This window comes from Hyphomicrobium facile, from assembly GCF_900116175.1.
Classification (GTDB): domain Bacteria; phylum Pseudomonadota; class Alphaproteobacteria; order Rhizobiales; family Hyphomicrobiaceae; genus Hyphomicrobium_B; species Hyphomicrobium_B facile.
The window spans coordinates 1-16,556 of the sequence record NZ_FPCH01000004.1 but is presented as its reverse complement, the minus strand read 5'-3'; the positions used below and the strand labels follow the sequence as shown (position 1 = coordinate 16,556).

Genomic DNA, 16,556 nt, shown 5'->3' with positions numbered 1-16,556 from the left:
GATCAGCCGCGAACGCCGATGCCGTGCAAGGCTTCGTCGACCGACAGGCACGGGATTCCGCGCGCCATTGCGGCGTTTACGGCCATTTCGAGATGAGCGGGGGAGCAGCCGATCCAGCTCGGGTTCGGTGTCACGTCGTGGGTATAGAAAATGACCCATGCGTTCGTCGCGATCGCCTCGTCGAGAATGGCGTTGATCGATTGCTCGGTACTCGTTCGATCATAGAGTTCAACTGAGCGAAGCATTGCGAGATCGATGAGGCCCGAGTTCAGACCACCGTAAATGCTACGGCAGCTGCTGAACGTTTTGTCGAGGTCGAACTTCAGCGGGAACGAAACATTTCCGAACGGATAGGCGAAATTTTTGCTCACTGCATTTCCGCAGATGTCTCGTAGGGCATCGAAGCACTGTTGTGTTTCGCGGGCGAGGCCTGATCGGGTCAAGCTCTGCACTTTGACGTGGCTGTAGGTGTGGCAACCGATTTCGTGGCCTGCGCGGGCGAGCGCTCCGACGTCGCGTTTATCGATGATGGTCCAATGCTCGTCTTCGGTCCCGCAGATGCCGGGCGCGATGTAATAGGTTCCGCGTATGCCATAGCGATCAAGGATCCGCGCACCGTTCGTCCGAGCGGAATCCGGCGCATCGTCGAAGGTGAAGCTCACGATCGGATGCGTGTTCTTCGCGATGAATGGCTTCGTCGGCACTACGCGCGCGAAATAACGCGAGGCGCTTGCACAAAGTCCCGTAGTCCGCTTCGGCGTTACTTCGGCGCGACTTCCTTGAACCATTCCGCTGATCGCGTTGATGCCGTTCATGGTGTCACCCGAGTTCCAGATTGGAGATGAGGTATGCCGCGGCTTGCCGCGTGGTATGCCGTTCGGCTGCGCGTCTCAGCGAAGCCCTGTCGGTTGGCGTATTGAGCGCCAGCTCGATCGCCTTCGAGAGCGCTTTCGTATCGCCGACCGGCACGAGGCCGCCGAGGCGGCCGCCTTCGAGAACTTCTCGAGGTCCGTAGGGACAATCGGTTGATACAACGGCGGTGCCGCAGGCGAGAGCTTCGATCAGCACATTGCCGAGCCCTTCGAACTTCGACGAGGTGACGAGCAGGTCGGCTTTCAGAAGCCATGCGAATGGATCATTCGTTGCGCCCGCGAGCGTTACGCGATCTTCTAGGTCAAGACGCGCGATGGTGTCTTCGAGCGCCGGCCGCATGGGACCTTCGCCAACAATGACGAGGCGTGCGGGCACGCGCTTCACGAGATCGGCGAATGCTCCGATCAGTGTCAGATGGTCCTTCTCGGGCGACAGGCGGCCGATTGCGACGAGCAAACCTTTTTCGCGCGTTTCGGCGGTTCCCGCTCGGTGCGCTAATCGCGCGGCCGTCGGCGGATCGATGACGGCGTTCGATGTCATGACGTTGATCCGCTCGGCCGGTACGCCGAAATTCAAGATGAGGTCGCGGCGAGCGCCTTCCGTCAGAGTGAGCACGCGGTCGGCTCGACTGTAGACGTATCCGGCGGCGCGGAAGGCGAGGCGGTTCTGAAGATACGGGTCGAGGCCTTTCGCAATCGAGGGCGCTGTCACTTCGCGCAGCACGAGGCGCGGGCGTGATTTCGGCGGGATTAATCGGGTGGCGGCGAACGCGGCGACATTGGGAGCGGCTTCAGAACTGAAGAGCACCGTCGGCTGCAATTTGCTGATCGCGTTGCGGAGAGGGACGACTGCCGTTGCGAGACGCTTCGCAGGGACGTGGATGATGCGAACGCCGTCTGCCACGAGCTGTCTCAGCCGGCCGTCCGGAACGAGCGTGAGAATGCTGACGTCGATACCCGTTTCGAAGAGGCTGTTGGCCAACAGGATGGCGTCGCGCTGAGCGCCGCCGCCGTGGAGAGCCCGGATAAAGAATGCGACGTGCGGGCGTGAGACTACGGCCCCGACCGCCGTGGCGCCGGGCGTCTCGGCGTCCGTCGTTGGGCCAACATCTTCTTCGAGGTTGGCATGGAAAGTGGATTTCCGGTGTGTCCCATGAAGCATCATGGGGGCGGTCCATGCCAAAAACGTGCCTGAATCGACAACGATCGGGCGCGGTCCGTCGAAAATGAAAAAGAGACGTGTCCCAAAATTGGGCATTTGTTCAGTGGTGCAGTAAGGCTTTCCCGTAATGATTTTGCGCCACGCTGTGATCTATATCGGCTCGCGAGTGTTCGCTGCGGCGCTCAACTTGCTTTCCGTCGCCCTCTTCGCGCGTCTTGCCGGGCCCGAGACTTTCGGCGCTTACCTTCTCTATCTCGCTTCGGCGTACATCATTTACGGCTTCGCCATTCAATGGCTGAGGATGTCGTTTTTTGCCGTCTATACGGCGGACCATTCGCTTTCGATCGTCGGCACGTTCATTCGCACGATGTCCGTTTTCGTGGGGCTGGTGGTCATCATCGCGGGCTTAACCGTTTGGGCGGGTATCTTCAGCCGCGATGTGGTGGCGGGCCCCATCTTGCCGACGGTCGGCCTCGCCGTATTCGAGACGTTCTATGAGATTGCACGGGCGCGTCTGAAGGTAGAGCTTGTCGGGGTCGCCGTGCTTCTTCGGGCGCTTTTCGTTCCGGTCGGCGGCGCTATCGCCTTCACGTTAACGGGAACCGCGACCGGTCTTGCAGCCGGCGTTGCGCTCGCTCACGTTTTGGCGGCAGCGCCATTGATCCGAGAGGGTTGGCCGGCGGTTAGAGAGAAGTTTTCCGCCGGTATTGCGCGTCAATATTTGAAGTACGGCTCGCCGCTTATCCTGGCTTTCGGCATCAACGCCGCCGGACAAAGCGGCGATCGATTGCTTCTCGCGAAGTTCGACAGCGTCGGTGCGGTTGGTCCCTATGGCGCCGTCAGCGATCTCATCAAGCAAAGCCTCGTCGTGGTATCGGAGGCGGTCGCCGGATCTTACATGCCGCACGCCAAACGCGCCGCAAGCGACGGTGACAGCGCGAGAACGAGGCTCATTTTAACGGAAGCGTTCCGCGCGTATTCGTTCATAACGGCCTTTGGATCGGCGTTTATATTGTGTTTTGCACCCGACTTGATCCATGTGCTTTTCGGCGAGGCTTACGCGAAGGCCGCCGCGTCGCTGGTTCCACTCTTTACGTTGGCAACGGCCTTTTACGTCTTTCGGGCGTTCTACTTCGGTCAGGCGATCTATTTCCTGGAGAGTGCATCGGCCGAACTCTATGCTTCGACTGCGACAGTGGCTGCGGGAGCCGCAACGGCGCTTCTGCTCATTCCACCTTATGGTGCGACCGGTGCGGCTTTGGCCTTGCTCGCGGCGCAGGGTGCGGGTTGTCTCGTTGCCGCGCTTGCCGCGCGACGGTGGCGAGCCATGCCGCTCCCCATCCTCGATCTTTGCGGCATTGCCGGCATTGCAGCAGCATCAGCCTTTCTGGCGGATATCGAGGGTCTTCTGCCATTGGGCCACGTGGTGATATTGGCGCTTAAGCTTGCTGTGCTCGGCCTCGGGGCGGCAGTCGTCATCAAGGTCTACGATATTTTCGGTATCGGCCTCTGGACGCGGCAACTCACGCTCCGCAAGCTCGCCGCTCTACGATTGGTCTAAGAACCGCGCGGCGCTATTCGGCTGCGACGACCAGTTCGTTATAGGCCGCGAGCATCCGGCTGCGCGAATATTTGGCCCGGATTGCCTGAGCGAACTTATCGAGATCGCCGTTTGTTCGCGTTCGTTGGGCTCCGATCGCTGCGGCGAATGCCAGCGTGTCATCTGGGTCGACGAAGCTCACAGGTTCGCTGCCGCCGACGGAGAGGACTTCGCGCAAGACCGGAAGGTCAGCGGCAACGATCGCAACGCCGGCCATGGCTGCTTCCACCGCCGCGAGCCCGAACGTTTCCCATTTGGACGGAAACACGAACACGTCGACTGCGCCGAGAAGATCGCCGAGCGCCTCCCGAGACACAATTCCCAAGAAGTGAATTCGATCCGCAACTCCAAGCGAGCGTGCCAGCTCGCGAAGGTGGTTCTCGTTCGGACCGCCGCCCGCAAGGATAAGGCGGGCGCCCGTTACATGAGGCAGAGCGCGAATGATCTGGTTCTGGCCCTTTTGATCGCAAAGTCTGCCGGCGTTCAGAAGCAGCAGGCCATCGTCCGGAACGGCATATCGAGGCAAGACTTCGGCGCGCGGGTGACGTGCTTTTGGTGCATCAAGGCCGTGATCGATCCTCCGCAGGTTTCTGCGGTAACGCTGCGGATAATGACGGAAGGCGTGCTCGGTCGCGGCGGAGTTCGCGATGTTGATGCTGTAGAGCCCCGCCGACCCCATGGCTGCATCGAGCAATCGTACTGCGGGGTGAATTTCGTCCGGCATCGCGGTTTGATGCACGATGCGCCGTTTGCAGCCGACGAGCGCTCCAATGAACCCGACGATGACAGACGCCGTCGATTGATAGGCGATGAGCGTGTCGGGCCTGGTCCTCGCGATTTTCATGATCGCGCCCGCAACGCCACGCAGCTTCTGGGCGGTGGTGGCGCTGATGCCGGGGTAGATGAAGCGTGTTTCGACGCGGGCGCCGCTGCGCTGAAGGCCGTCGGAGATCATCTGGGCAAGCGCTTCGACGCCACCGCCTTCGTCGCTGTGAACCAATTGCAATACGGAGGTGCCGCTGCCGCTTCGGCCAAGATTTGCGGAGCGCGGCTCAAGCAATAGAGGGTCTTTTTCTGGATGAGTGGCCGCGCCGGCCGTCGCGAGACGCGCGTCTGCCCCAAACTGGAACTTGGTTTGTTGCAACGTTGGTGCTCCCCACTGGCCGGTAAACATTTTCGGCTCGATGGGTCATGCCGTTGCAAACCAGCAGCCAATTGGCGTGCGTTGGGCCGGCAACTTCGTCGACTCTGGATCATTCGGGAGCGGGAGGTGCGCAGTCGCCACAGGCGAGGCCGCGAATCCGAGTTGGCGCTATCCTTGCTATGGGTGACGTGCCTTCGCGACTGCACATCGGAGCTTCGTGCAACCCCCGTGTCTCTCCAATCATCATCAGAATTCTCTCAGGATGCCGGACGTGCTGACCTGCCTTCGGATTATCGCGTTCCGATTTGGAACGATGTCCAATTTGAAACGGCGCTTGCAGACTTAGGGGACCGCTAAGTGCCGATGCATGAGATCAGGGCTGCGCAAGACCCAGCGAAGGGTGGCGGCTCTCCAGTCTCCGACGTCACGATCATCGGCGCGGGCGCCGCCGGTTCGATGGCTGCGATCGTGCTGGCGCGGCGGGGGATTTCCGTCACGCTTGTCGACATGCGCGCCAAACATCCTCCGGAATTTCGCTGCGAAAAAATTGTCGACGATCAACTCGACCTCATCGAACAACTTCAACTTCTCGATCTCCTGAAGCCGGTTTCAACGCGCGTCGACCGGATGCTGGTCGTGCGGCCCGGCAACATTCAGGAGCTGCGTAAAACGACCGAATACGGCTTCAGCTATCAGGACTTCATCAATTCATTGCGGGCCGGCGTGCCCGGGCGCGTGCGGTTCGTCAACGAGCGCGTTGCGAAGATCCGTAACGGCGAAGAGACGCAGATCGTCGAACTCGCCGATGGCGAAACGCTTTCCACGCGTCTCGTCCTATTGGCGACCGGGCTGGCGCAGGGGCTACGTCAAAACCTCGGAATGACGCTCGATACTGTCCATCATCATCACTCGCTCTGCGTCGGCTTTTCGCTCAGACCGGGTGAAGGACAGAAATTCAATTTTCCGGCGCTGACGTATTACAGCGAGCGTCTTGAAAGCGGCATCGCTTACATCACGCTGTTTCCGATGGGCGACGTGATGCGCGCCAATCTCTTCACCTACCACGGCTATCAGGATCCGTTTGTCGCCCAGATCAGAAACGATCCTGTTTCGGCGCTTTACGGCGCCATGCCCGGGCTTCAGAAATTTCTCGGGTCGTTCGAGAGGACCGATGAGGTTCGCATCAGAATGATAGACCTCGATCGCGTGGCGAACCACCGGCAGCACGGCGTCGTTTTGATCGGCGATGCTTTTCAGACGTCATGCCCCGCGACCGGCACGGGATTGACCCGGTGCATGAACGACGTCGCGCGGTTGTCGGAGCACATTGACCGTTGGCTCGCGACTCCCGGCATGAGCCGGGGCAAACTCGCGTCATTCTACGACGATCCGCGGAAGACGTCGGTCGATGATAAGGCGACCTATGCGGCGCATTATGCGCGCAAATTTGCGACCGACCGCAGACTCAGCTGGGATCTCCGGCGCATCAAGACGGTTCTGCGATCTCGCTTCAACATCATGGAAGATTCTCTCGCGGAGCGATTGAGGCTGCTATCGGCATCTTGATCGAGTAACCCGGGCCGCGACCTACGACGCTAAGCGTGGGAGCCTATCGGCAATTGTGCGTGCGAGCGCCTTTAGTTTGGGATTTCGCGAAATATAGGCGATGGCTTTCCTGCGAGCGATGAAGGGCGTGCCGCGCAAACTCAGCGGGGTTGTCAATTCCGCCATCGGCACGGGCGAAACTCCAAACTCGTCCTTATAGCGGTGCGCGCCGACCGACAGATCAAAGGTACGGCAGCCTTCGGCGTGAAGCGCTTCGAGGGCCTGATGTATGATCATCTTGCCCAGTCCGAGCGGCCGCCATGTGGGATCTTGCGACTGGCTCATCCGTATGAGCGTGGTGTGATCGTTATTCTTGAGGGCGAAGAATGTCGCGACGATTTCGGCATCGGTCGCGAGTACGAACATGACCGCGTGTCCGGTTACGAGACCGCGCAAAAGCTGACGGCGATAGAACTCTTGGTAGACCGGCTCATTGAACACATGCTTGGCGCCGCGGGCGGCCAAGCGCGAGGTTTGTTGTTCCTGGAGCACTTCGAGGGCTTCCAGCGCCTCATCGCTATTCGTGATGCGTCGCAGCTGGCCTCCGTTCTCGTTGGCGAACTTGGTCGCGCGGCGGCGTAGTTCTCGGCGTGCAGATTTGCTGAGTGTCGACAGGTATTCGTCCCAATCGTCGCCGAGCGATACGATATGGCCGCTCAGATCGCTGCTTTCGATGCCGGAAAGCGTGGTCATGGGGTTTACGTTGGAGCCGAGCGACAACGGCATCTTTTGCAGCGTCAGGACGTCCGCCGGCGGAAGCACTCGCAGAATGGCCGGCCAAATTTCTCGGGTAAAGCCCTGAAAGTCGTAGTCCGAGCGCGCGAGGGGTGCGTTGTAATCGGTGATCCATAAATCCGCGAATTCGATCCGCCTGATCCCGCTCTGAGAGTGCCGCATGAGCGGGATCATCATGAGATCATGGCCGGAGCTTTGCTCTACAACGCTGACGATGACAGGTTCGACGCCGGTGGGTGCGAAGGATTCGTACCAATTTCCGATCCAATGAGCCGTTTGAAAGGGCGATGCAAAGGCGTGCTGCTCAAGCGCCTGCCAGCGATCGGCAACGGAACTCCATGTCGAGGCGATTTCGACGGAGACATTTGGATTTATGGACGCGGTCAAAAGAAAATCCGGGGCAGAGGGGGATACGACACGGCGAACCGCGCCGCCCGAAGGGTTGCACAATGGATGCCAGCCCGCTGTCTCGCAGGAGGAAATTATCGCATTCAAAAACTAACGTTCTGCTAGCGGCTCGCTCGAGTGCATCACAATTTGTGCGCGATGAGCGGCGGGCTCGTCATTTTGACGGTGAGATGGTGCTGGCTGCGTGGGCCGGGTTCAGCTCATGATCGATGTCTACAGTTTTGCATCCACCCGCGCGGAGCAATTCATTGACGCGGTCGGCGTCGTGGCGCAAGTCCGCTAATTTTGCGACCTTATCGGGATCAAGGGTTTTTTCCCCTTCCAGATGCTGGATCCAGCCAACGACGTTGTCCGAGCCGAGTTCGAGCGAACCCTGCAGCTGCTTTATTTTAGCGATATGCTGCTCGACGAATGCTGTCGGCTCAGCGCAAGGATCGCTGGATGATTGAACCGGCGTTTTGTGGTGCTTCGCCGAGCTTTCTCCGGGCAGCCCGATGAGGCCATAAATCAACGCGGCGACCGCGAGGGCCGCCAGGCGAAGACTGTTGGTGGGTAAGTGTCTCGGCATCAAATTCCGCGTCTGAGCATTCGTCGTTGATCGAGTCGCGTTTCGCAAAAAGTAGCGCAGGCGGTATATTTGAGAAATGCGACGTTCGGCGATGTTTGAACGACCGCTATCAATCGCGGCAAGTTAGACACGACAAATAGGACGGGCCGGTGGCGATCCACCAGCCGGCGAGCGGAGACGAGGTCTGCGAGTTTCACGCAGCACCTTATGGCGCTCAGCGGCATATCCGGATTTCCGTGCGAAGGGCGAGGCCGATGATTCTCAGCAAAGAGATCTTGTGCTCGGACACAACCTTGGATCGGCCAATTCATACAGTTTCGAAATGCTAGGGCGGCCACCCCGGCCCGTTTGTGGTCCCGGTGCAATCCCGGGATTGAAAAAAGTGGACGCTGTTCGATGCTGGGGGCCGGGCAACTAGCTTCCCGGAAACAGTTCCGATAAATTCGCGGGGCTCAGCGGGGGCGTGGGGCAGGGGGAAGTCGGAACGTGAAGTTTCGTGCAATCTTCAATTTGACGGGCAGCATGCTGGTCGCCGCGGGAATGTCGGCGTGCGCCGGTTCGCCGATGTCGCTGCCGCCTGCCCAATATCTCGCGTCACCCGAAAAAGACGAAGAGCCGAAGGCGATTTCGGATCCGAACGAAGCGTTCAACCGCGCCGTGTTCGAGAACAATCAGAAATTCAATCACGCCGTTCTCTATCCGGTCGCCAAAGCCTACAACGAGAACGTTCCCCAGGCGGTTCGTGACAGGGTCGAAGCGTTCTCGACGAACCTTTCCGAACCGATGGTGTTCGCGAACAACATTCTGCAGCTTCGTCCGCAGGCGGCGGCAACCACGCTCGGACGTTTCGTTTTGAATTCCACCGTCGGCGTCGGCGGCCTGTTCGACGTTGCGGTGGCGCAAGGGCTCAATCACCAGTCAGGCGACTTCGGGCAGACCATGTTCGTCTGGGGTTATCGTGACAGCAGCTATCTGGTGCTGCCGATCGTCGGTCCGACAAACGTCAGGGACGCGATGGGCAGCAGTATCGAGTTTGCGGTGCAGTTGGATTCGGGCGCACTTCTCCCCGCATCGCTCATGTCGATGAAGAGCATCGCGGATTTCGTCGAAGACGTCCAACCGGTAACAAACGCCGTCGGCGTGGCGGGAAGTGTGTCGAGCCCGCTCACCAATCTCAGCAAAGCGCAGGATATGGAGACGCTCGAGGACAGTTCGCTCGACTTCTATACGATGCTCAGGAGCGTGACGGATCAGAAGCGTCAGGCTGAACTGCAGGAAGCATTGGATACGAGCGCTCTGACGAGCACGCCGCCACCGCCCGATCCCAATGCGATCGAGCCCGTCACCGTGCTCGTCTCTTCGCCGACGATGCTGGAAGTGCGGCGAGTCGTCGATGCGTCCAAGACCGCAAATCCCGGCACCGGCACCATGGTGATCATCGGGCCGCCATCGCCTGCGGATGCGCCGATCGCTCGGTGATCGGAATCACAACACGTCATTCCGGCTGATGCATTCCCGTTGATGCAATCGCGAACCGCGCATGGCCGTGGGCGTTATTTGCCGCGCCGGGCCGCGCCGTCAGATTGGCACAAGGCCACGCACTGAGATTGAACGCCGGGAATCGAACTCGTTGCGCGAACGTCTTCGGCGTTCGGGCGCGACGCTCGACGATAGCCTCCGTTGCAAGGTGCGATATCTTGAAAAGAGCAGCTGCTCAGGTCGACGACGAAAACACGCAGTCGCTCATCATCGGCAAGGCGCCTCTGGTTCGTCATCTCTATGAAGGACGAGACATCACGCCGATTTGGAACGACCTGTTGGCGCGTGTCTCCGCCGACCCGAACGACGCCGCGGCATTCCTCGACCTTTCAACGATTTTGTACACGTTGGGCCAGCCCGATAAGGCGGTGCTGGCGCAGACTGCGGCGCTCGACATTCGCCGGACTTTTCACATCCGAAATGGGCGAGGCACGGGCCCGAGAATTCTCGTGTTCGTGACGGCCGGTGACTTCATGGCCAACACGCCAATCGAGTTTCTTCTGGAGGCGTCGGACGCGAACGTTCTGCTGCACTATGTCGACGCGGGGACGAGAGATCTCTCAGGCGTGCCCGATCATGATGTGGCGTTCGTCGCTATCGGCGAGTCGCCAGCTAATCGGCCTGTCCTTCAAAGGCTCGAGCGGCTCCTCGGCGGGTGGGCGGGCGCCATCATGAACAATGCGCCTTTGCGGATCGTGGCACTCACTCGGGATGGGGTTGCGGAGAGCTTCGTCGATGAGCCGTCGATCTTGGCGCCTCCGACAGTCGGCGTCTCGCGCAACACGCTCGAGCAGATAGCGGCGCGGCAATTTCCGCTCGGCGGTATGGATTATCCGATCATCGTGCGGCCCGTCGGAACGCACGCCGGCAAATCTATGGAAAAAATTGCGAATGAGGAAGAACTCGGCCGCTACCTCGAAGGCGCATCGGAGGCTGAGTATTATATCGCGCCTTTCGTCGACTACAGCGGGCCGGACGGCAAATTCCGGAAGCAGCGAATTGCATTCATCGACGGAAGGGCATACGCGAGCCATCTCGCCGTTTCCGATCATTGGATGGTGCACTACCTCAGTGCAGGCATGGCAAAATACGCGGACCGGCGCGCCGAGGAAGCGGCGTGGATGCGCGATTTCGATAGCGACTTCGCCGCTCGTCATGCGGTCGCGTTCGAAGCGCTGCATCGACGCCTGGGCTTGGATTATTTCGCGATCGATTGCGCGGAGCTTCCCGATGGCCGGCTCCTGTTATTCGAAGCCGACGTCGCCATGATCGTTCACTCGATGGATTCAGACGTTACGTTTCCCTACAAAAAGCGAGCGATGCGCAAACTGTTCGATGCGTTCGAAGATGCGCTGCAACGGCGTATCCAACCCAAGATGATCAGCGCGGCATGAGCGACATTCACTTTCGGAGATTTTGATGGTCGCGAAGCTGCGCACTATTCCCATTGGGTTGACGAACACCGACTTGGATTCTGTTTCCCATGCCAAAGCAGAGCAGCCGCTTTCGTCCGTTTCGCTGCTACTCGGAAGCGGCGGCGACAGGCGGATCTGGTCTGACGCCGCGACTGGCCGCAACCGCTATGGAACGCTGACAAGACCTGCGGGCGAGGAAATCTCATTCTCATCGACGACGGCGAGCAACGTATCGGCGGAGGGTTACGCTGCTGCCGACCGTGCACTGAAGTGTCTCGTCGGCACGGATACGGTTAGCCCAATCCCATACGACGAATGGTTCGATGACGTGCGCTGCGGCGTTCGCCGGAGCCTCGCCGTGGCGGATGCCGAGGTCATTCTGGCGGCATCGGGGACGGATGCGGAAATTCTTGCGCTCGGACTCGTCGCCGGTCTCTCGGTGAGACCAATCACCAACATCTTCATCGCCCCTGACGAGACCGGAAACGGAATTCCGCTTGCGGCGGCGGGCCGTCATTTTTCAGATCTGACCGCGCTTGGCCGGGCAGTCGATAACGGCGAGCTTCTCGAGGGCTTTTCGGATAGCCGCATCGAGGTGAAAACCGTTCCGATCCGAGATGAAGCGGGCCAGCAACGCACGCGTGAGGCGGTCGATTACGCTGTCGCGGGGCTCGTCGAACAGGAGTTGAGGCGCGGGCGCGATGTTCTCGTGCACGTGCTCGATACGTCGAAGACGGGATTGGAAGGCGTATCCAGGGAAACAGCACGCCAGCTTGCGGCCGCCGCACCCGGCCGCGTGCGCATTCTCATCGACGCGTGCCAGCTGCGTTGTGCGCTCAGTCAGCTTCGGCAAGATCTGGGCGACGGGTTCCTCGTCGCGGTGACGGGTTCGAAGTTCGCGGCGGGGCCGCCTTTTGCTGGCGCCTTGTTGATCCCTGCCGCAACCGTCGATGAGCTAGCTCAATGCCGCAACATTCCGGCCGGTCTCGCAGAATATACAGCGGCGCAGGACTGGCCGGCATCCCTTCGCCAACGCACCGACTTCGGTTTCAAGTCGGAAATGAATATCGGGCTCAGTTTGCGATGGGTGGCGGCGCTCGCAAACCTTGCGCCTTACACGGCCGTCGATGAGATGCTGCGAGCTCAGATCAAGCAGCACTTCGTCGACGCCGTCCTCGTCCGGGCGACGGAGCTTAAGGGTGTCCAGCTGCATCCCGACGACGAGGGCGCGTATCTGGCGTCGCGCGGCATCGTTCCGCTGACGGTCCTCAGCGACAGCGGTGGTTTCGCGTCCTTCGATGAAGCGCAGGCCGATCAGGTCGCGCTCAGACGTACTGCGGGCGGTCCGATTTGCCATATCGGCCAGGCCGTGCGTATCGGCCCTCGCGTTGCGCTTCGCATTGGAGCGTCGGCGACCGACATCGCCGGGGTCGCCGCGCGTATGGTTGCCGGCCGGACGCTGCAGGACGCCTTCAAGCCGATCGAAGCCGATCTCGATGCGGTCTTCGCGAAGTGGTCGGGTATCCGCCGGCATCGCGCCGGCGCATGACTTCGAAGCGCATGACGGGCCGGGACGGCGAGACGGGGCCTCCCGATCGTTCGCGCGATCTCGATCCGGCCGATTGGGCCGAATTTCGCCGGCTCGCTCACGCTGCGCTGGATGATGTCATCACGCAGGTCCAGACTGTCAGAGAGAGAGCCGTCTGGCAGCCGGTTCCCAACGAAACACGCGATCGTTTCGCTCGGTCGTTGCCGGTCGGGCCGCGAGATCTGAGCGACGTAGTCGCCGATATCAGAACGCAGGTATTGCCGTTCGCCTCCGGCAATTTGCATCCGCGTTTCATGGGTTGGGCGCAGGGCGCGGGCACACCTGTCGGCATAGTTGCGGAGATGGTCGCCGCCGGTTTGAACATGAATTGCGGTGGCCGTGACCACATCGGCATAGAGGTCGAACGTCAGGTCGTTCGCTGGATGGCTGAGGCCTTCGGGTATCCGGATGGCGCGAGCGGGTTGCTGCTGACGGGTTCGTCGATGGCGAATTTTTTGGCGGTGACCATCGCCAAGGTCAACGCGATGGGACCTGATAGCCGAGCGACGGGCCTCAGAAGCGCGGATGGTCAGCTCGTGGCTTACACGTCGGCCGAGGCTCACAGCTGCATAGCGCAGGCAATGCAACTATCGGGTATCGGATCGGCGAATTTGCGGAAGATCGAGGTCGATGCTGCCGGGAGATTGCGGCCGGAAGCTTTGAAGGCTTCGATCGCAGCCGATCGGGCTCGGGGATTTTTGCCGTTCCTGGTCGTTGCGACGGCCGGAACCGTGAACACCGGAGCGATTGATCCGCTCGCGGACATTGCTCGGGTCGCATCCGAAGAAAAGCTATGGTTTCACGTCGATGGCGCAATCGGAGCGCTGTCGATTTTCGCGCCGCCGCTTCGTCATGTTTGCTCTGGAATCGAGATGTCGGACTCGGTGGCGCTTGATTTTCATAAGTGGGGCCACGTTCCATACGAGGCCGGTTTTCTGCTCGTGAGAGACGGGGCGGCGCACAGCCAAGCCTTTGCCGAATCCGCTGCCTATCTTCAACGCGCGGAGAGGGGGCTCGCGGCAGGCGAGACTTGGCCGTGCGACTTAGGACCGGATCTCTCGCGCGGCTTCAGGGCGCTCAAGACGTGGATGACAATCGAAACGTTAGGAACGGCGCGGATTGGCGATGCGATACTGCACACGTGCGAGCTAGCGACTTTTCTGGCAGAGCAGGTGAAACAGAGCCCGATCTTCGAGCTGAAGGCTCCGGTCGCTCTCAACATCGTCTGCTTCGGCGTCAAAGGCGGAAGCAGCGAGGCCAACCGCCAACTCGTGATGGATCTCCAAGTAGCGGGAACGGCCGCGCCTTCCTGGACGACGATCGACGGCGAGGTCGTGATCCGCTGCGCGATCTTCAATCACCGGACGACGCGCGCCGATATCGATCAGTTCATGGAAGTGATCAGCGGCCTAGCACGGGGGGCTTAGGTTCTACCAACGGCGCGGCTGCCGGCCTTTACGGGCATCCCAACGGGCGCGCGAATAGACTTCGACAGCGCCATAAGGCCGGCGCCAATTCGGAAACAGGCCAAAGTAGGGGAGCGGATAAGGCGAAGCGTAGATGTAGCCGTTTTCTTCGTAAAGGTTGTTGTAAGGCTGCGCGATGACGACCGGGGGAGGGAGAACCTCCTCAAAGTAGGCATCGTCAGGCGGTGGATAGCTGCCACCGAAATCCGCGGCCGACGCGGACGATGCAGAGAGACCCACAGCCGCGAATGCAGCGAGCGCGATAAGCGTTTTCATGGATGAGAAATTGTCCCCGCGAAGCCGATCAATGGAACAGCGCAAACACGACCCAAGCGAGCGTCATCAAGCATATGATGGCGAGGGTCAGGCCGAAGTTTTTCCGCTCGCGCTCGGGGTAGGATCTGAAATTCTGGTGGGTGGCCATCGGTGGTTACGCAACTCGATTTGATCTGTTCCGAGGCTATTGTCGGCTCGGCGAGTAATGATCCCGTTAAGGTAGGCTGCCAAATTGTCCGGGAGAGACGGTGTGTGTGGTTGAGCGGGTGTGCCCGCGGTTACTTCCGATACTGCTCGTCGGTGACGTGCTCCATCCAATCGACGACTTTTCCGTTCAGCGCTTCCTGGACGGCGATGTGGCTCATGCCGTTCGTTGGCGATGCGCCGTGCCAATGCTTTTCGCCGGGCGGAAACCACACGACGTCTCCGGGCCGGATTTCTTCGATCGGGCCGCCATCGCGCTGAGCCCAGCCGAGGCCCGTCATGACAATCAGAGTTTGTCCGAGGGGATGGGTATGCCAGGCGGTGCGAGCCCCGGGTTCGAATGTCACCAGTGCGCCGGCGACGCGTGCGGGTTCAGGCGCCTGGAGGAGCGGATCGATCCGGGCGTGGCCAGTAAAGTACTCTGCCGAACCCTTGGCCGACGGTTGGGTGCCGCTGCGCGAAATCTTCATCGGGTTTTCCTTTGCAAGCTGCAGGGCGATTTGGTCAAGCAGTCACTGTTGGCGTTAAAGCAACGCTCCGCTGTCGCACTGGTGCGCATCAGCTTACATCAGTGCTTACGTCACTGGGCGACTTTGAGCGGTACGGTGTTTGAGGGGGCAGCTCTGCAGGCCGGTCATTCGAGAGCCGCAAAGCATCAACGGTCAGCCTGAGCCTGATGGCAGGGAGTGGCGATCGGTGCGCTGTGATCAGTCGCTGTGATCAGTCTCAGTCGCTGTGATCAGTCTAGGCCGACATGTCCGCCGCGGCGCAGCCGCAGCGACTTGACGATGAAGCCCACTGCGATCGTGGCGGCGACCGGAATGAAGGCGGCAGCAGCGATTTGCGGGAGCGAACTCAGCACAGCGTAGAAAGAATAGCCCATAGCATACTCCGGAGATCGGCTAAGCAACGTCGAAGAACGCTGCATGTTCCTTTCCGGTTAAAATTTCTTTTGGCGGCGGGGCGCCATGACAGTCGGATGCGCGACGCTCGCCGGCCGCTTTCAGCGATGGAGAGAGGCCGGTCGCTTCCCGTCCTTCCTCGCTGGCGTTTGTCTCAAGGCGCGTCTTGGAGCGGGAACGTCCGCGTGTTCGGGGTGTTTGCCGTGCAGCGAACAACCGAGGACGTTTCTCCATGAACCCGAGCGATCAGCAAAAACATCTCTACGACCTACTCAAAGATTTTTCGACGGCCATTCTGGTATCGCGGACCGCCGACAACGGGCTCCATGCGCGTCCGATGGCAGTGGCCGAACTGCAGCCTGACACGCACGCCTATTTCGTGACGGATGCGCGGTCGCCCAAGGCGTCGGAGATCGAAGCTCACCCCGAGGTGCTGGTGACGTTTCAGAGCTCATCCGAATTTGCGACGCTTTACGGATCAGCGTCCGTTGTTCGGGATCGCGCTCTGGTTGACCGGCTGTGGTCGGAAGCCTGGCGCGTTTGGTTTCCCGGCGGGAAGGATGACCCGAACTTGGTGTTGATCAGCGTCGCGCCGAAATCGGGAGAGTACTGGGATAATAGCGGCGTCGAAGGGATTAAGTACGTTTTCGAAGGACTGAAGGCCTATTTCAAGGGCGAGCGCGTCAATCCCAGCGAAACCATGAACGCTAAGGTTAGGCTCGGCTCGTGAATGGGACTACGGCTGCGACGCCGCCTCGTCCGCAGCGTGCATCGGCGGTTGCCCGAAAGTCGTCGGTCGTCAGGAGTAGGGGCGGCAGTCGAGCGAGCGCGCGTGTTTCCGCAGTCAGGTGCGGCAGATGTGACGCATCAAAAAATTCCGACACAAAATTTGCGGCATCGCACGCGCGATGGCCTCTAGAAACACCGCAAATAAAGGCGTTTTCTTGAGGCTGTGAATAACTCGAGTCGGTGGTCAGCGGGTGTTGACACCGAAGTCGGTATGTTGTTTAAACAGCCTCGTTGGCGGGCCACACGGCCTCGCCGCCCTCGCAGGGCATTGAACTCTCGAAAC

15 protein-coding genes are annotated in these 16,556 nt (G+C 60.3%); 7 read left to right on the top strand and 8 right to left on the bottom strand.

The features are described from left to right. Window positions 1-2: 2 nt before the first annotated feature. Together BM399_RS18140 and BM399_RS18135 are read right to left on the bottom strand one after the other, a co-directional pair. Complete coding sequence (locus BM399_RS18140) at window positions 3-815, bottom strand: polysaccharide deacetylase family protein (RefSeq protein ID WP_092869220.1); 813 nt, start codon at window positions 813-815, stop codon at window positions 3-5. A 4-nt stretch (window positions 816-819) separates the two neighbouring features. Beyond that, the gene (locus BM399_RS18135) at window positions 820-2,037 is read right to left on the bottom strand and encodes a glycosyltransferase (RefSeq protein ID WP_177228215.1); all 1,218 of its coding nucleotides are present in this window, start codon (window positions 2,035-2,037) and stop codon (window positions 820-822) included. A gap of 124 nt (window positions 2,038-2,161) precedes the next feature. Here BM399_RS18135 and BM399_RS18130 point away from each other — a divergent pair, with 124 nt between their 5' ends. Further along, the gene (locus BM399_RS18130; protein WP_092869218.1) at window positions 2,162-3,595 is read left to right on the top strand and encodes a lipopolysaccharide biosynthesis protein; all 1,434 of its coding nucleotides are present in this window, start codon (window positions 2,162-2,164) and stop codon (window positions 3,593-3,595) included. A 13-nt stretch (window positions 3,596-3,608) separates the two neighbouring features. Here the strand turns inward: BM399_RS18130 and BM399_RS18125 are convergent, their stop codons facing one another. Further along, a complete protein-coding gene (locus tag BM399_RS18125; protein ID WP_177228214.1) occupies window positions 3,609-4,778 on the bottom strand; it encodes a glycosyltransferase in 1,170 nt (389 codons plus the stop codon). A 363-nt stretch (window positions 4,779-5,141) separates the two neighbouring features. On the opposite strand from BM399_RS18125, the gene BM399_RS18120 reads away from it, so the two are divergent. Further along, window positions 5,142-6,344, top strand: coding sequence for an NAD(P)/FAD-dependent oxidoreductase (locus BM399_RS18120; RefSeq protein ID WP_244531386.1), 1,203 nt, complete (start codon window positions 5,142-5,144; stop codon window positions 6,342-6,344). Window positions 6,345-6,365: 21 nt separating this feature from the next. Here BM399_RS18120 and BM399_RS18115 read toward each other — a convergent pair whose 3' ends face one another. Both BM399_RS18115 and BM399_RS18110 read right to left on the bottom strand, forming a co-directional pair. Beyond that, the gene (locus tag BM399_RS18115; RefSeq protein WP_143117863.1) at window positions 6,366-7,505 is read right to left on the bottom strand and encodes a GNAT family N-acetyltransferase; all 1,140 of its coding nucleotides are present in this window, start codon (window positions 7,503-7,505) and stop codon (window positions 6,366-6,368) included. Window positions 7,506-7,680: 175 nt separating this feature from the next. Next, window positions 7,681-8,094: a hypothetical protein gene (locus BM399_RS18110; RefSeq protein ID WP_143117862.1), complete on the bottom strand. Its 414-nt coding sequence runs from the start codon at window positions 8,092-8,094 to the stop codon at window positions 7,681-7,683. A gap of 486 nt (window positions 8,095-8,580) precedes the next feature. On the opposite strand from BM399_RS18110, the gene BM399_RS18105 reads away from it, so the two are divergent. The 4 genes from BM399_RS18105 to BM399_RS18090 all read left to right on the top strand — a co-directional run bounded on the left by BM399_RS18105 (window position 8,581) and on the right by BM399_RS18090 (window position 14,063). Then, window positions 8,581-9,573: an MlaA family lipoprotein gene (locus BM399_RS18105; protein ID WP_244531356.1), complete on the top strand. Its 993-nt coding sequence runs from the start codon at window positions 8,581-8,583 to the stop codon at window positions 9,571-9,573. A gap of 218 nt (window positions 9,574-9,791) precedes the next feature. Continuing rightward, a complete protein-coding gene (locus BM399_RS18100) occupies window positions 9,792-11,027 on the top strand; it encodes an ATP-grasp domain-containing protein (RefSeq protein ID WP_177228213.1) in 1,236 nt (411 codons plus the stop codon). Window positions 11,028-11,052: 25 nt separating this feature from the next. Further along, the gene (locus BM399_RS18095) at window positions 11,053-12,597 is read left to right on the top strand and encodes a hypothetical protein (protein ID WP_092869212.1); all 1,545 of its coding nucleotides are present in this window, start codon (window positions 11,053-11,055) and stop codon (window positions 12,595-12,597) included. Next, complete coding sequence (locus BM399_RS18090) at window positions 12,594-14,063, top strand: pyridoxal phosphate-dependent decarboxylase family protein (RefSeq protein WP_092869447.1); 1,470 nt, start codon at window positions 12,594-12,596, stop codon at window positions 14,061-14,063. The genes BM399_RS18095 and BM399_RS18090 overlap by 4 nt, the downstream gene beginning before the upstream one ends. Before the next feature lie 3 nt (window positions 14,064-14,066). Here the strand turns inward: BM399_RS18090 and BM399_RS18085 are convergent, their stop codons facing one another. The 3 genes from BM399_RS18085 to BM399_RS21265 all read right to left on the bottom strand — a co-directional run bounded on the left by BM399_RS18085 (window position 14,067) and on the right by BM399_RS21265 (window position 15,465). Beyond that, window positions 14,067-14,378 (bottom strand): hypothetical protein, encoded by a 312-nt coding sequence (locus tag BM399_RS18085; RefSeq protein WP_092869211.1) that lies wholly within the window; start codon window positions 14,376-14,378, stop codon window positions 14,067-14,069. A 278-nt stretch (window positions 14,379-14,656) separates the two neighbouring features. Then, a complete protein-coding gene (locus tag BM399_RS18080) occupies window positions 14,657-15,052 on the bottom strand; it encodes a (R)-mandelonitrile lyase (protein WP_092869210.1) in 396 nt (131 codons plus the stop codon). A 269-nt stretch (window positions 15,053-15,321) separates the two neighbouring features. Further along, window positions 15,322-15,465, bottom strand: coding sequence for a hypothetical protein (locus tag BM399_RS21265; RefSeq protein ID WP_177228212.1), 144 nt, complete (start codon window positions 15,463-15,465; stop codon window positions 15,322-15,324). 251 nt (window positions 15,466-15,716) lie between these two features. Here BM399_RS21265 and BM399_RS18070 point away from each other — a divergent pair, with 251 nt between their 5' ends. Then, on the top strand, window positions 15,717-16,214 hold the full coding sequence (locus BM399_RS18070; protein ID WP_092869208.1) for a pyridoxamine 5'-phosphate oxidase family protein: 498 nt from the start codon (window positions 15,717-15,719) through the stop codon (window positions 16,212-16,214). Window positions 16,215-16,556: the final 342 nt, after the last annotated feature.

What these genes read in the sequence shown, in the direction of transcription:
- BM399_RS18135 (WP_177228215.1), bottom strand. Translation starts at nt 2,037, where the DNA reads ATGATGCTTCATGGGACACACCGGAAATCCACTTTCCATGCCAACCTC.
- BM399_RS18085 (WP_092869211.1), bottom strand. Translation starts at nt 14,378, where the DNA reads ATGAAAACGCTTATCGCGCTCGCTGCATTCGCGGCTGTGGGTCTCTCT.
- BM399_RS18090 (WP_092869447.1), top strand. Translation starts at nt 12,594, where the DNA reads ATGACTTCGAAGCGCATGACGGGCCGGGACGGCGAGACGGGGCCTCCC.
- BM399_RS21265 (WP_177228212.1), bottom strand. Translation starts at nt 15,465, where the DNA reads ATGGGCTATTCTTTCTACGCTGTGCTGAGTTCGCTCCCGCAAATCGCT.
- BM399_RS18095 (WP_092869212.1), top strand. Translation starts at nt 11,053, where the DNA reads ATGGTCGCGAAGCTGCGCACTATTCCCATTGGGTTGACGAACACCGAC.
- BM399_RS18140 (WP_092869220.1), bottom strand. Translation starts at nt 815, where the DNA reads ATGAACGGCATCAACGCGATCAGCGGAATGGTTCAAGGAAGTCGCGCC.
- BM399_RS18130 (WP_092869218.1), top strand. Translation starts at nt 2,162, where the DNA reads ATGATTTTGCGCCACGCTGTGATCTATATCGGCTCGCGAGTGTTCGCT.
- BM399_RS18070 (WP_092869208.1), top strand. Translation starts at nt 15,717, where the DNA reads ATGAACCCGAGCGATCAGCAAAAACATCTCTACGACCTACTCAAAGAT.
- BM399_RS18110 (WP_143117862.1), bottom strand. Translation starts at nt 8,094, where the DNA reads ATGCCGAGACACTTACCCACCAACAGTCTTCGCCTGGCGGCCCTCGCG.
- BM399_RS18080 (WP_092869210.1), bottom strand. Translation starts at nt 15,052, where the DNA reads ATGAAGATTTCGCGCAGCGGCACCCAACCGTCGGCCAAGGGTTCGGCA.
- BM399_RS18120 (WP_244531386.1), top strand. Translation starts at nt 5,142, where the DNA reads ATGCATGAGATCAGGGCTGCGCAAGACCCAGCGAAGGGTGGCGGCTCT.